Annotated in this window: 10 protein-coding genes and 1 pseudogene; 8 read left to right on the plus strand and 3 right to left on the minus strand. The window is 71.1% G+C overall.

Features of this window, described 5'->3' with window-relative positions:
* Positions 1 to 186: 186 nt before the first annotated feature.
* Positions 187 to 2,673, plus strand: a complete 2,487-nt coding sequence (locus AC38ZX_RS14215; protein ID WP_491294936.1) for a DUF3500 domain-containing protein — start codon at positions 187 to 189, stop codon at positions 2,671 to 2,673.
* Here the strand turns inward: AC38ZX_RS14215 and AC38ZX_RS14220 are convergent.
* Together AC38ZX_RS14220 and AC38ZX_RS14225 are read right to left on the minus strand one after the other, a co-directional pair.
* Entirely contained in the window at positions 2,661 to 3,278 is a 618-nt protein-coding gene (locus tag AC38ZX_RS14220; RefSeq protein WP_491294937.1) for a CG0192-related protein, read from the minus strand. The two genes, AC38ZX_RS14215 and AC38ZX_RS14220, sit on opposite strands and share 13 nt — an antisense overlap.
* Before the next feature lie 71 nt (positions 3,279 to 3,349).
* Entirely contained in the window at positions 3,350 to 4,798 is a 1,449-nt protein-coding gene (locus tag AC38ZX_RS14225) for a mannitol dehydrogenase family protein (protein ID WP_491297433.1), read from the minus strand.
* A gap of 134 nt (positions 4,799 to 4,932) precedes the next feature.
* Between AC38ZX_RS14225 and uxaC the strand changes: the two genes are divergently transcribed.
* From uxaC to AC38ZX_RS14240, 3 genes are read left to right on the plus strand one after another with little or no spacing between them, the layout of a single operon-like run.
* On the plus strand, positions 4,933 to 6,486 hold the full coding sequence (gene uxaC / locus AC38ZX_RS14230; protein ID WP_491294938.1) for a glucuronate isomerase: 1,554 nt from the start codon (positions 4,933 to 4,935) through the stop codon (positions 6,484 to 6,486).
* Complete coding sequence (locus AC38ZX_RS14235; protein WP_491294939.1) at positions 6,483 to 7,145, plus strand: bifunctional 4-hydroxy-2-oxoglutarate aldolase/2-dehydro-3-deoxy-phosphogluconate aldolase; 663 nt, start codon at positions 6,483 to 6,485, stop codon at positions 7,143 to 7,145. Before uxaC ends, AC38ZX_RS14235 begins: the two co-directional genes overlap by 4 nt.
* Before the next feature lie 58 nt (positions 7,146 to 7,203).
* On the plus strand, positions 7,204 to 8,304 hold the full coding sequence (locus AC38ZX_RS14240) for a PfkB family carbohydrate kinase (protein ID WP_491294940.1): 1,101 nt from the start codon (positions 7,204 to 7,206) through the stop codon (positions 8,302 to 8,304).
* A gap of 14 nt (positions 8,305 to 8,318) precedes the next feature.
* On the opposite strand, the gene AC38ZX_RS14245 is transcribed toward AC38ZX_RS14240, so the two are convergent.
* Positions 8,319 to 9,311: an acetylxylan esterase gene (locus AC38ZX_RS14245; protein WP_491294941.1), complete on the minus strand. Its 993-nt coding sequence runs from the start codon at positions 9,309 to 9,311 to the stop codon at positions 8,319 to 8,321.
* Between the two features lie 266 nt (positions 9,312 to 9,577).
* Between AC38ZX_RS14245 and AC38ZX_RS14250 the strand changes: the two genes are divergently transcribed.
* From AC38ZX_RS14250 to AC38ZX_RS14265, 4 genes and pseudogenes are all read left to right on the plus strand, one after another.
* Complete coding sequence (locus AC38ZX_RS14250) at positions 9,578 to 10,549, plus strand: ABC transporter permease (protein WP_491294942.1); 972 nt, start codon at positions 9,578 to 9,580, stop codon at positions 10,547 to 10,549.
* A gap of 116 nt (positions 10,550 to 10,665) precedes the next feature.
* Positions 10,666 to 11,527, plus strand: a pseudogene (locus AC38ZX_RS14255) (carbohydrate ABC transporter permease).
* A gap of 88 nt (positions 11,528 to 11,615) precedes the next feature.
* Positions 11,616 to 13,151 carry a type 2 periplasmic-binding domain-containing protein gene (locus AC38ZX_RS14260; RefSeq protein ID WP_491294943.1) on the plus strand — a complete coding sequence of 512 codons (1,536 nt, stop codon included), beginning with the start codon at positions 11,616 to 11,618 and terminating at the stop codon, positions 13,149 to 13,151.
* Positions 13,103 to 13,297, plus strand: coding sequence for a hypothetical protein (locus AC38ZX_RS14265; protein WP_491294944.1), 195 nt, complete (start codon positions 13,103 to 13,105; stop codon positions 13,295 to 13,297). Before AC38ZX_RS14260 ends, AC38ZX_RS14265 begins: the two co-directional genes overlap by 49 nt.
* Positions 13,298 to 13,359 lie beyond the last annotated feature (62 nt).

Here is a 13,359-nt window from a genome sequence, read left to right on the forward strand (position 1 = left end):
GGCTCCATCCGACTCGCCCGCGACGCATCCAAGCCCCCACCCGGTGACCCCAGCAGACCCCGAGGCGACAGGGACCCGCAACGTGCACCAGCGATCATCCTCCCGGCGGCACAGATTTACTCCTTCACAGGGGTCGCACAGTCGAGCCACGGCCGGTGCCTGGGCACCGTTCCTACGGTCGCTGCCATGTACACATCCACCCGCACGAGGCGCACCACGGTCGCCCTCGCCACGACCGTCGTCGTCGTCACGCTCCTGTCCAGCTGTTCCTCGGACACGTCCGGCTCGACCGGCGACAGCTCCGCGGCCTCGTCGTCGACGACGTCGGGTTCCTCGACCGAGGCGCCAGCCGCCGGGAGCGCCGCGGAGGCCGCGCTCGTGTTCGAGGCGACGCTCAGCGACGACGAGAGGTCCGACCTGGTGGAGGAGTACTCGCTGGCCAACGCCGTGCGCTGGTCGAACCTGCCGCAACGGCTGCTCCGCGGCGACCAGGCCCGCATCGGCCTGCAGCTCTCCGACCTCGACGACACCCAGCTCGCCGCCCTCGGCACGCTGCTCAAGTCGGTGACGGGGAGCGGGACGGGCGAGGGGTACGACGAGATCCAGCAGCTGCTCAACGCCGACGACTACCTCGCGGACAACGGTGGCGGCGACGCCTACGGGCGGGGCAACTACTTCATCGCGTTCCTCGGCACGCCGTCGGACAGCGGGACCTGGGAGCTGCAGTTCGGGGGCCACCACCTGGCGCTCGCCGACACGTACACGGACGGGGCCCTGGCCGGGGCGACCCCGTCGTTCCGCGGGGTCGAGCCGTTCGGCAGCTTCGAGGAGAACGGCACGACGAACGACCCGCTCGGGTCGGAGCAGACGGCGCTGTCGGCCCTCCTCGACGGGCTCACGGCCGACCAGCAGGCACAGGCGAAGCTCGACGCCGTCTACAGCGACCTGCTGCTCACCCCCGGCAACGACTGGGCCTTCCCGACGACGCACGAGGGTGTGGCGGTCTCGACCCTGTCCGACGACCAGAAGTCGCTCGTGATGGCCGCGATCGCGACCTACGTGGACGACGTCGACGAGGCGGACGCGGCCACGATCATGGCGAGGTACGAGAGCGAGCTCGACCAGACCTACGTCGCGTTCTCGGGCACCACGGACCTGACCGTGCAGAACGACTACATCCGGATCGACGGTCCGTCGGTCTGGATCGAGTTCTCGATGCAGCACGGCATCGTGCTCTCCGGGAACCACCCCCACTCGGTCTGGCGCGACCGGACCACCGACTACGGCGGGACGCAGAGCTCAGTGGTGGTCCGCAGGCTCGGGGTGATCGGGCTGCTGCTGTTAATCGTCGTCGTCGCGTTGGCAGGTCCTGCCAGCGCTCACGTGCTGCCGACGACGACCGTCGTGCTCGACGTCCACGAGGACCAGATCGACGCGAGCCTGCGGATCCCCTTGTCCGACCTCGAGGCCGCGAGCGGCATCGCACTCGGGACCGAGACCGCGGCAGACGTCGCGGCACACTCCGCCGCGCTCGAGGCCTACCTGCTCGCCCACTTCCGGCCGGTGTCGACGACCGGCGGCGCGTGGTCGGTGACCGTGGACTCGCTCGCGGTGAACAGCTCCGAGCAGCTGGGCACCGGTGTCTACCGGACCCTCACCGCCGTCGCGCACCTCGTGCCACCGGTCCGTGCCGACGAGCGCGTGTTCGACCTCGGGTACGACGCGGTCGTGCACAAGGTCATCACGCATGTCGTGCTCGTCTCGGTGCGGTCGGACTGGTCGAGCGGTTCTCTCGGCTCCGCGCACGAGATCGGCCAGATCAGGCTCGACACCGTCACCGGCGTCGTCGCGCCGCTCCGCGTCGACCTCGGGGACGCGAACCCGTGGCAGGGGTTCGTCGGCATGGTCGGCCTCGGCGTCAGCCACATCCGCGAGGGGAAGGACCACCAGCTGTTCCTGCTCACCCTGCTGCTGCCCGCTCCCCTGCTGGTCGCCTCCCGACGCTGGGCCCGCGCCGCGCCACCCGGGCGAGCCGTCCATCGGATCGCCGGCATCACCCTGGCGTTCACGCTAGGGCACTCGGTCACCCTCGCCGCGGGCGCCCTCGGTCTCCCTGTCCCCCGGCAACTCGTCGAGACACTGATCGCCGTCAGCATCCTGGTCGCCGCGGTGCACGCCGTGCGGCCCCTCTTCCCCGGTCGTGAGGCGCTGGTCGCCGGACTGTTCGGCCTGGTCCACGGCCTGGCGTTCTCGGCGACGCTGACCGAGCTCGACCTCTCGGGCTGCCAGCTGGCGCTCAGCCTGCTCGGCTTCAACGTCGGGATCGAGGAGCCGTGCAGACTCGTCCTCGTCGCGCTGGTGCTCCCACCGCTCGTCGTGCTCGCCCGCACGCGCGCCTACCCGCCGCTCCGCGTCGTCGCGGCCGTCGCGACGGGGGTTGCCGCCGTCGGCTGGGTGCTCGCCCGCGTCGGCGTGCCCAACCCCGTCGCCGCCGCCGCCGACCTCGTCGGAGGGGTCGGGGCCGTGCTCGTGGGCGCCCTCTGGCTCGCGGCGGGGGCGGTGCTGCTGACCCGCCGGCGCGACGGCGTCGACCCCGATGCCGAGCTCGCCGACCTCGCGTGGACCCACGCTGCGGTCCGCGGCACGGCCGAACGAGCGAGTCAGGCCACGTAGGCGAGCAGGACCGGCTCCGCCGCGCCGGACCACGTGCCGGTGAGGGTGAGCTCGTGGGCGGCCGCAGCTCCCTGCACGGCGAGACGACGGCACAGGACGATGCGAAGTCCTCCCGACTCGACGACAGTCGTCGACGCGTCCCACGCCGCGCTCACGTCGGTCTCGTCCGGGCTGAGGTCGCGCCCGCTGGTGCCGCCGCTGGTGACCCGGACGCTCGGTTCGCGCGGGGCGTCGGCGCCCTCGACGTACTCGTCCGCTTGCGCGGCGCGCCCCGACAGCACCGAGGCGAGCACCTGGGCGTAGACGGGATCCCCGGTCGCGTCGTAGATCCAGCGTCGACCGAGCACCGAGTGCTCCATGGTGCAGATCAGGAACGGGTCCGCACCGACCAGCGGCGCACCGCGATAGGTCAGCGGGATCTGCAGCAGGTGACCGCCGGCCGTGACCACGACGTGCGTCTCGATACCGACCTCGCCGTCCGGATCGTCGAAGCGGAACGCACCGACGATCTCGAGCCCCGGCTCTCCCCAGGGCTGGGTGGGCACCCACTCGTCGAGGAGCTCCGCCTTCGTCGGACGAATGGTGGCGCGGTGGATCAGGGCCATCGGTCGACCCTAGCGAATCGATCCCGCGCCCCCACCGCGTCGTCGACCGCGGGCGAGCCGACGGTCACCGATCAGCGCACGCCGAGATCACGCAGGCCCGCGGCGACCGCATCGCGCAGCTCGCGCGAGCCGCCGAGGTCGCCGAACACGTCCGAGAGCCCGAGGAAGCGGTCCGCGAGCCCGTCCGCCGGCCCCGCGGCCGCGGCGGCGAGCGCGTCCGCCCGCGGGTCGTCGAGCGTCACCACCCGACCGTCGAGGACGAGCGACCCTGCCGTGACGGAGCGCACGTACGCGATCCACGCGGCGATCGTCGCGCTCGCGGCGTGCGGCACCGCCCCCACCGCGAGCCGGTCGCGGACCGTGCCGAGGAGGCGCTGCGGCAGCTTGACCGACCCGTCGGACGCGACCTGCACGGTGGTGTGTCCCGTCGCCGGGTTCGCCATCCGGGCGAGCACCGAGTCGCGGTACAGCGCGAGGTCGACCCCGGGAACCGCCTCCAGCGTCGGCAGCACGTCCTGGTCGACGAGCGCACGCGACGCCGCGAGAAGGTCGGGATCTGCCACGGCGTCGGCGATCGTCGTCAGCCCACGCAGCGCGCCGCGGTAGGCGAGGGTCGAGTGCACGGCGTTGAGGATCCGCAGCTTGGCGCGCTCGAACGGCTCGACGTCGCCGGTGAAGGTCGCCCCCGCGCGCTCCCACGCAGGTCGTGGCCCGGCGAACGCGTCCTCGAGCACCCACTGCCCGAACGGCTCGGCGACGACGAGGCCCTCGTCGCGGAGTCCGAGCAGGGCAAGGGCCTCGGCCCGGTGCTCGGGCGTGGTCGCCGGCACGATCCGATCGACCATCGTCGCCGGGAACGTGACCGAGGTGGCGACCCACGACGCGAGATCGCTGCGGCCGCCCGCGTCGAGGGTGCGTGCGACGAGCGCGGCGAGGACGTGGCCGTTGCTCGCGAGGTTGTCGCAGCTGACGACGCTGAGCGGGCCCGCGTCGCCCCGGTGCCGCGCGGCGAGCCCGAGCAGCAGCAGGCCGAGAGGCGTGCGCGCGGGCGCGTCGTCACCCGACCCGAGCGTCGCGAGATCGGCCGCGAGGTCGGGATCCGTCAGGTCCGGACCGCCCCCGGGAGCGAGGCGGTAGCCCTTCTCGGTGACGGTGAGCGTGACGACGTGCGTCGAGGGTGCTGCGATCGCCGCGACGACCCGTGGAGTCTCGTCGCGTGGGAAGGCGACGCCGGTGTGCACGCCGACCAGGCGCAGCGACGACGCGGCGGCGTCCTTGGTGAGCACCCCGTACAGGCCCTGCTGCGGCACGAGCTGGTCCACGACACCGCGCGAGCGCTGGGTCGCGCCGAGGACCCCCCACCCGCTGTCCCCCGTCGCGGCCATCGCGTCCTGCGTGTAGACGGACTGGTGGGCGCGGTGGAACGCGCCGATGCCGAGGTGGACGATCCCGGTGGTCAGCGCGGGGGTCGAACGGTGCGGGCTCGACCTGCCCGGCGAGCCTGCGCGCCGTCGCGGCAGACAGGCGCGGGGGTGCTCCGGCCGTCACGTCCGGGCCCTCACGTCGGCTTCTCACGCTCGAGATCTCAGCACGGCCCGGTCCATCGTGGCAAATCTAGGCAAGCGGTTGCCACCTCCGCCTCCCAGGTGTTTGAATGCCGCAGACGACTCGCGTGCGGCGGACCGGTCGACGACGACTCCGACCGCGCACCTGGAAGGACAGCAGTGACACCCCCGCCCTGAGGCTTCACCCCGACCGCGCCCTGCCGGCGGACCCGGGCACGCGCACCCTCGCCCGCGAGATCCTCGCAGCGACCCGCGACCTGCCGATCGTGTCCATGCACGGCCACGTGGACGCAGGTCTGCTCGCGCGCGACGAGCCGTTCGAGGACCCAGCGAGCCTGCTCGTCGTCCCGGACCACTACCTCGTCCGGATGCTCGTCTCGCAGGGCGTCCCGCACGCGGCGCTCGGCGCGGGACCCGACGCCGAGCGCGACCCGCGCGCGATCTGGCGGACGTTCGCGGCGCACTGGCACCTGTTCCGCGGCACCCCGACCAGGTACTGGCTCGAGCATGTCCTCGCCGACGTCTTCGACGTCGATGTCCGACCGTCCGCGCAGACCGCCGACGAGATCTACAAGCACCTCGCCACGCGCCTCGCCGACGCGGACCACCGACCGCTCGCTCTCTTCGAACGCTTCGGCATCGAGACGTTGGCGACGACTGACGAGGCGACCGCCGATCTGACCGCCCACGCCGAGCTCGCGGCGCGCGGGTACGGCGCGCGCGTCGTTCCGACGTTCCGCCCGGACGCACTGCTGCGCGTCGACCGCCCCGGCTGGACCACCTCGGTCGCCGTGCTCGAGGAGCGCGCCGGCCTGGCGATCCACGGCTACCGCGACCTCGTCGAGGCGCTCGAGCGCCGGCGCACGTTCTTCGTGGCGAACGGCGCCCGGGCGAGCGACCACGGGACGCTCGACGTGCGCCTGCAGCCGATCGGCGACGCCGAGGCCGAGCGGATCGTGACGCGCGCGCTGCGCGGCACGGTCGACGCCGCCGAGGCGGCCCTGTTCGAGGGTCACATGCTGTTCCAGATGGCCCGCATGGCCAGCGAGGACGGCCTCGTCATGCAGCTGCACCCGGGCGTGCTGCGCGACCACGACCGCCTGGCCGCCGCCAGGCTCGGCACGGACGTCGGCTACGACATCCCGGTCGCCACCGAGTTCGCCCGCGCGCTGCGTCCGGTCCTGGAGGCGTTCGGCCACCACCCGGGCTTCCGGATGATCGCGTTCACGGTCGACGAGGACACCTACAGCCGCGAGCTCGCGCCGCTGGCCGGCGTCTACCCGGCGTTGCGCCTGGGTGCACCGTGGTGGTTCCTCGACTCGCCCGACGGACTGCGCCGTTTCCGCGAGGCCGTCACGGACACCGCGGGCTTCGCCAACACGGCCGGCTTCGTCGACGACACGCGGGCCTTCTGCTCGATCCCGGCGCGGCACGACCTGGCGCGGCGGATCGACGCGGGCTTCCTCGCGCGGCTCGTCGCCGAGCATCGCCTCGACCTCGACGAGGCGATCGACTCGGGCATCGACCTGGCCTACCGGTTGCCCCGTCAGGCGTACGCGCCGCGCGCCGGGGCCGACGGCATCGGGCTTCCGGTCACGTCGGGAGCCCTGCAGCCGGTGGCCGCGCGGGGCGGTGCGGTGTGAGCACCCGGCACGCCGCGCTCGTCGCGCTCGAGCACCACCGCCTGGTCCCCGTCGTCGTGCTCGACGAGGCGTCCGACGCCCCCGCGCTCGGCGCGGGACTCGTCGCCGGCGGCCTGCCGGTCGCCGAGGTCACGTTCCGCACGGCGGCTGCACGCGATGCGATCGCCGCGCTGGCCGACCGGGGCGACGTCCTGGTCGGCGCCGGCACCGTGCTGACGCCCGCGCAGGTCGACGCCGCGGTCGCGGTCGGCGCCCGGTTCGTCGTGTCACCGGGCACGAGCCGTGCGGTGGTCGAGCGCTGCCTCGAGCACGGCGTGCCCGCGATCCCCGGCGCGGTGACCGCCACCGAGGTCATGGCGACGCTCGAGCTCGGGCTCGACCTCGTGAAGTTCTTCCCCGCCTCGACGTCGGGCGGCGCGCCTGCCCTCGCCGCCCTCGCGACGGTCTTCGCGGGCGTGCGCTTCGTGCCGACCGGCGGCATCGCGGCGGGCAACCTGGCCGACTACCTCACCCTGCCGGCCGTCGCAGCGGTCGGCGGCTCGTGGATGGTGCCGCGAGACCGGGTCCGCGCGCGCGACACCGCGGCGATCGAGCGGCTGGCCCGTGCCGCGGTCGCGGCCGCCGACTCCGTCCGCCCGCGTGCGGGCCAACCCGCCTGACGATCCGCTCCCGGCGTTCGTCGACATACCCTCGGCCACACCGATCGCAGGAGACGACATGACGACGACCCTCGAGCTACGACCCGCCGACGAGTGCCGCTACGACGCGGTGAGCCTCGGCGAGGTCATGCTGCGCCTCGATCCGGGCGAGGGCCGGATCCGCACGGCGCGCTCGTTCACGGCGTGGGAGGGCGGCGGCGAGTACAACGTCGCCCGCGGCCTGGCCCGCACGTTCGGGCTGCGCACGGCAGTCGTCACGGCCCTCGCGGACAACGAGGTCGGCCACCTGATCGAAGGGCTGGTCCTGGCGGGCGGGGTCGACGCGTCGCACGTGCGCTGGCTCCCCTACGACGGTGTCGGGCACGCGACGCGCAACGGGCTCAACTTCACGGAGCGCGGCTTCGGCGTGCGCGGTGCGCTGGGGGTGTCCGACCGCGGGCACACGGCCGCGTCCCAGCTCACGGGCGTCGACTGGGACCACCTGTTCGGCGACCTGGGCGTGCGCTGGTTCCACACCGGCGGTATCTACGCCGCGCTCTCCGAGACCGCCGCCGCGACCGCGCTCGCCGCCGTCCAGGCAGCTCGCCGGCACGGCACCGTCGTGTCGTACGACCTCAACTATCGCCCGAGCCTGTGGAGGTCGGTGGGCGGGCAGGGGCGGGCGCAGGAGGTCAACCGGTCGATCGCGCCGCACGTCGACGTGATGATCGGGAACGAGGAGGACTTCACCGCCGCGCTCGGCTTCGCGGTCGAGGGCGTCGACGAGTCCCTCACGGACCTCGACGTCGGCGCGTTCGCGCGGATGATCGACTCCGTCGCCGCCGCGTACCCGAACCTTCGAGTCGTCGCGACGACGCTGCGCACGGTGCGCACGGCGACGGTCAACGACTGGGGCGCGATCGCCTGGTCGCCCGGCACGGGTCTGGTCCGTGCGTCGCACCGCCCGGGCCTCGAGATCCTCGACCGTGTGGGCGGCGGCGACTCGTTCGCGTCGGGCCTCGCCTACGGCCTCCTCGCGGGTGACGACCTCGCGACCGCCGTGGAGTACGGCGCGGCGCACGGCGCGCTGGCGATGACGACCCCCGGCGACACGTCGATGGCGACGCGCTCCGAGGTGCTCAAGCTCGCCTCGGGCGGGGGCGCCCGCGTCGACCGCTGACCCGTCCGTGCCGGTCAGGCGCGCGCGGCCAGCGGCGTCGGCACCGCGTCCGCGAGCCACTCGACCTGACGCCGGGTGTGGAAGGCGTCACCGCCCTCGTGGTGGTTGTAGGGGTACACCTCGATCGACCGGTCCCCCGCGTAGGCGTTGTAGGCGGCGAACACGGTCGACGGCGGGCACACCGTGTCGCGCAGCCCGACACCGAACAGCGCCTTCGCCCGCGCCCGCCGGGCGAACCCCACCCCGTCCACGTACGACAGCGTGCGCAGCACGTCGGCGACGGCCCCCCGCTGCACCGCGAGGTACCGGACGATCTCGCCGTACGGGTCGGCGTCCGTGAGGCCGAGCGCGCGATGCACGTGGCACAGGAACGGCACGTGCGGCATCGTCGCGGCCAGGTCGGGCACGAGGCCCGCCACGGCGAGCGCCATGCCGCCGCCCTGACTGTTCCCGGTGGTGACGATGCCCGCCGCGTCGACACCGTCGAGCGCGCGCACGGCGTCGACGGCGCGCACCGCGTCGGTGATGAGCCGGCGGTAGTAGTAGGTCGCCGGGTCGCCGATGCCACGGGTCACGAACCCGGGGACCGCCGGCCGGCTCGGCACGGGGTCGGGGGTGTCGCCACCGTTGCCGTACTGGCTGCCCTGGCCGCGGGAGTCGACGAGGAGGTGCGCGTAGCCCGCGGCGGACCACAGGAGCCGCTCGTGCGGGAGGCCGCGCCCGCGGCCGTAGCCGACGAGCTCGACGACGACCGGGAGATCGCCCCCGGCCGTCCCCAGGGGCCGGCTGTACCAGGCCCGTACCGGGTGGCCGTCGAAGCCCGAGAACGTGAGGTCCCACGTGTCGACGAGCGCGAGGCCGGTCGGGACGCGCTCGAGCGCGACGACGGGGGCGTGCAGGCGAGCCGCGGCCAGGGTGTCCGCCCAGAACGCGTCGAGGTCCGCGGGTTCCGGCACGTCGGGCGAGTAGCGCTCGAGCTGGTCCAGCGGGAGGTCGAACAAGGCCACGGCGATGCTCCTGGAGGGTGAGACGGGGGCTGAGCAGGACTGGTGATCCACGCACACCACGCGGACCTCGAAAGTTTCGATAACGATTTGCATAGCGAGCGTGCACATTCGCGAGGTCCTATGGCAACATACGTGGCAACCGTTCGCCATCCTATTCCTCCGGATGTGCGGACGGGCTCGAAACACCCGATCTGTGGTCCGCGTCCAGGCGCGGGGACCGTCTCGGGTCCACGACTCACGACGACGTGAGAGAGGTGATCAACCGCATGACCGCAACCGAGGTCACGACAAGCCCGCCACCCAAGGTGAAGCGCCCCGCACGGGCCGGCTCGCCCAGGCGCACGTGGCGCCAGGAGCTGCGCCGTGACTGGCGGCTCTACTCGTTCCTGGTGCTGCCGCTGATCTTCCTGCTGATCTTCCGGTACATCCCGATCCTCGGGAACGTCGTCGCGTTCCGGCGGTACCACCCGGGCGGAAGCATGTTCGGCGACGAGTGGGTGGGCCTGCACTACGTGAAGCAGTTCATCCACGACCAGCAGTTCTGGCACGTGTTCACCAACACCGTGATCCTCGGCGTGCTGACGCTGATCGTGGTGTTCCCGCTGCCGATCGTGCTCGCTCTCATGCTCAACGAGGTGCGCTCGACCAAGTTCAAGCGCGTGGTGCAGACGGTCACCTACCTGCCGCACTTCATGTCGATCGTCATCGTCGCCGGCGTCATCTTCCAGCTCACCTCCGTGAACGGGACGATCAACCAGATCATCACGCACCTCGGCGGCACGCACATCACCTTCATGCAGCAGCCCGAGTGGTTCCGGCCGATCTACCTGTCCTCCGAGGTGTGGCAGACGGTCGGCTGGGGCACGATCCTCTACCTCGCCGCCCTGACCACGGTGGACGAGCAGCTCTACGAGGCCGCTCGCATCGACGGCGCCGGCCGCTGGCGGCAGACGTGGCACATCACGCTCCCGGGCATCCGGCCGACGATGGTCGTGCTGCTCATCCTCAACATCGGCACGTTCATGGCGGTCGGGTTCGAGAAGATCCTGCTTCTCTACAACCCCCTCATCTACTCGACCGCGGACGTCATCTCGACCTACCTCTACCGCGTCGGCATCGTCTCGAACAGCGTCTCGTACGCGACGGCCATCGGCCTCTTCGAGGCGATCATCGGGCTCGCCATGATCCTGACCGCGAACCAGATCTCGAAGAAGGTTGTGGGGGCGAGCCTGTGGTGACGAACCTGTCCAAGGAGCGCCCGGCCGACGAGCCGGACGTGCACGGACCCGACATCATCGAGGCGGACCTCGTCTCGAGGACGACCCGGCTGCCGGCGACGACCAAGCCGCGCGGTCTGCGCGACGGCCGAAGCCGTCGGGTGTTCCTGGTGGTGAACGCCGTCCTGTTGATCCTGCTCAGCGCGGTCGTGATCTACCCGTTCGTCAACATCGTCGCCCAGGCGTTCAGCAGCGAGGGCTACATCACCACCGGCCAGGTGAACGTCGTCCCGCGCGGCTTCAACCTCACGACGTTCCACGTCGTGCTGGGCGACCCGATGTTCTGGCTGAACTACCGCAACACGGTGGTGTACACGACGGTCGCCACGCTCATCGCACTGACGCTGACGACGACGTACGCGTACGCGCTGTCCAAGCCACGGCTCAAGGGGCGCACGTTCTTCGTCGGCATCGCGGTGCTGACGATGTTCTTCAACGGTGGCCTGATCCCGAACTACGTCCTGATCAGCCACCTGCACATGCGGAACTCGATCTGGGCGATCGTGATCCCGAACGCGATCAGCGTGTTCAACCTGCTGGTCATGAAGTCGTTCTTCGAGAACCTCCCCTCGGAAGCTCGAGGAGGCGGCGTCGATCGACGGCGTGAGCACGTACGGGATGTTCTTCCGCATCGTCCTGCCGCTGTCGAAGGCCGTCATCGCCACGATGGTGCTCTTCTACGCGGTCGCGTTCTGGAACTCCTGGTTCACCGCGTACCTCTACATGGACGACCCCCAGCGCTACCCGGTGACGGTCTACCTGCGCAACCTCATCGCCGGCGCATCCCAGGTCGAGGGCGCCGGCGACGCCATCACGCAGGTCGCCGCCAACGTGCAGGCCGTGACGATGCTGCTCACGATCCTGCCCATCGTCTGCCTCTATCCGTTCATCCAGAGGTACTTCGTGTCGGGCGTGATGCTCGGCGCGGTCAAGCAATAACGGCGGTCCGGGGAGCACTCCGGTGCATTCCGCATGCCCTTTTCCCATCCAGAGCAAGACGACGTTGTCCCCTTTCGGAAGGAGAATCATGAGTTCGAACAAGAAGCGGGTGGGGGCGGTCGCGACAGTCGCCGTCCTGGCGCTGACACTGACCGCCGCGTGCTCGTCCGGTGACGACGGGGCCGCCAGCAGCAGCCCGTCGTCGACCGGCACGGGCGTCACCATCCCCGACGCGCAGCAGGTCGGCGCGATGAAGGACTTCAAGGCCGGCGAGACGTTCAAGGCGACCACGCCGACGACGGTCAGCCTCCTGTACCGCGACCACCCCAACTACCCGCTCAAGAAGGACTGGCTGATCTTCCAGCAGCTGACGTCCAACCAGAACATCTCGTTCGACATCACCAGCGCCCCGCTGTCCGACTGGGACGCCAAGAAGTCGCTCATCATCTCCGCGGGCGACGCACCGGAGCTCATCCCGGTGACGTACCCCGGCCAGGAGACGCAGTTCGTGTCGGGAGGCGCGCTGCTGCCCATCAGCGACTACGTGCAGTACATGCCGAATTTCGAGCAGAAGGTCAAGGACTGGGGCCTGACGGACTACATCGACAACCTCAAGCAGAGCGACGGCAAGTACTACATGCTGCCGGGCCTCTACCAGTCACCTCAGCCGCAGTACTCGATCGCGATCCGTCAGGACGTGTGGGCGAAGTCGGGCATCACCACCGACCCGAAGTCGTATGCGGACCTGGAGAAGGACCTCCAGATCCTGAAGGACAAGAACCCGGGCGTCTGGCCGATGTCGGACCGCTGGTCGACGCAGAACAACGTCCCGCTCGGCGCGACGCTGCAGACGGCGGCCCCGAACTTCAACACGGTCGCCGGCTGGGGCTTCGGCAACGGCCTCTGGTACGACACGGCCGGCAAGAAGTTCGAGTACGCGCCGACGACCCCGGGCTACAAGCAGCTCGTCCAGTACTTCGCCGACCTCGTCTCGAAGGGTCTGCTGGACCCGGAGTCGGTGACCCAGTCCGACGACCAGGCCAAGCAGAAGTTCGGCACGGGCCAGTCGCTGTCGATCGCCGGCAACACCCAGGAGGTCACCTCCTACCGCACGGCGTTCACGCAGGCCGGAAACACCGACGCCACGGTGCACCTCATCCGTGTGCCGTCGGGTCCCGGCGGTGACAATGTCGCCGCGGGCGGTCGCGTCGCGTCCGGCTTCATGATCTCGGCGAAGGCGGCGTCGCAGCCGAACTTCCTCGCGACGCTGCAGTTCGCCGACTGGCTGTACTTCTCCGACGAGGGCCTCGAGTTCGCCAAGTGGGGCGTCGCGGGCACGACGTTCGACAAGGACGCCAGCGGCACCCGCACCCTCGCGGCCGACGTCGACTGGAACGGTGTCAACCCGACCGGCACGAAGAAGCTCAACGCCGACTTCGGCTTCAGCAACGGCGTCTTCATGCTGGCGAACGGTTCGGCGGACGACGTCATCAAGGGCATGAACTCGGACGAGTCGAACGCGTTCGTCCAGGCGATGTCCTCGAAGAAGGAGCTCCGCTCCCGCCGGCCGCGCCCTTGTCGGCCGACCAGCAGGAGCAGATCACGCTCTGGCAGACGGCGCTGAACGACTCGGTCACGCAGAACACCGCGGCCTTCATCTCGGGCAAGCGCCCGATGTCGGAGTGGGGCAGCTGGATGACCGAGCTCAAGGGTCTGAACGTCGACCAGTACGTCCAGACGTTCAACGACACCCTGACCGGCGCGAAGTGAGGTCCTGACCTCGGCGCACCAACGGCCGGCCCCGCGTCCCCTCCGGGCGCGGGGCCGGCCGG

This window comes from Cellulomonas sp. McL0606 (assembly GCF_058248365.1).

What these genes read in the sequence shown, in the direction of transcription:
- AC38ZX_RS14215 (WP_491294936.1), top strand. Translation starts at nt 187, where the DNA reads ATGTACACATCCACCCGCACGAGGCGCACCACGGTCGCCCTCGCCACG.
- AC38ZX_RS14220 (WP_491294937.1), bottom strand. Translation starts at nt 3,278, where the DNA reads ATGGCCCTGATCCACCGCGCCACCATTCGTCCGACGAAGGCGGAGCTC.
- uxaC (WP_491294938.1), top strand. Translation starts at nt 4,933, where the DNA reads ATGCCGCAGACGACTCGCGTGCGGCGGACCGGTCGACGACGACTCCGA.
- AC38ZX_RS14240 (WP_491294940.1), top strand. Translation starts at nt 7,204, where the DNA reads ATGACGACGACCCTCGAGCTACGACCCGCCGACGAGTGCCGCTACGAC.
- AC38ZX_RS14250 (WP_491294942.1), top strand. Translation starts at nt 9,578, where the DNA reads ATGACCGCAACCGAGGTCACGACAAGCCCGCCACCCAAGGTGAAGCGC.
- AC38ZX_RS14260 (WP_491294943.1), top strand. Translation starts at nt 11,616, where the DNA reads ATGAGTTCGAACAAGAAGCGGGTGGGGGCGGTCGCGACAGTCGCCGTC.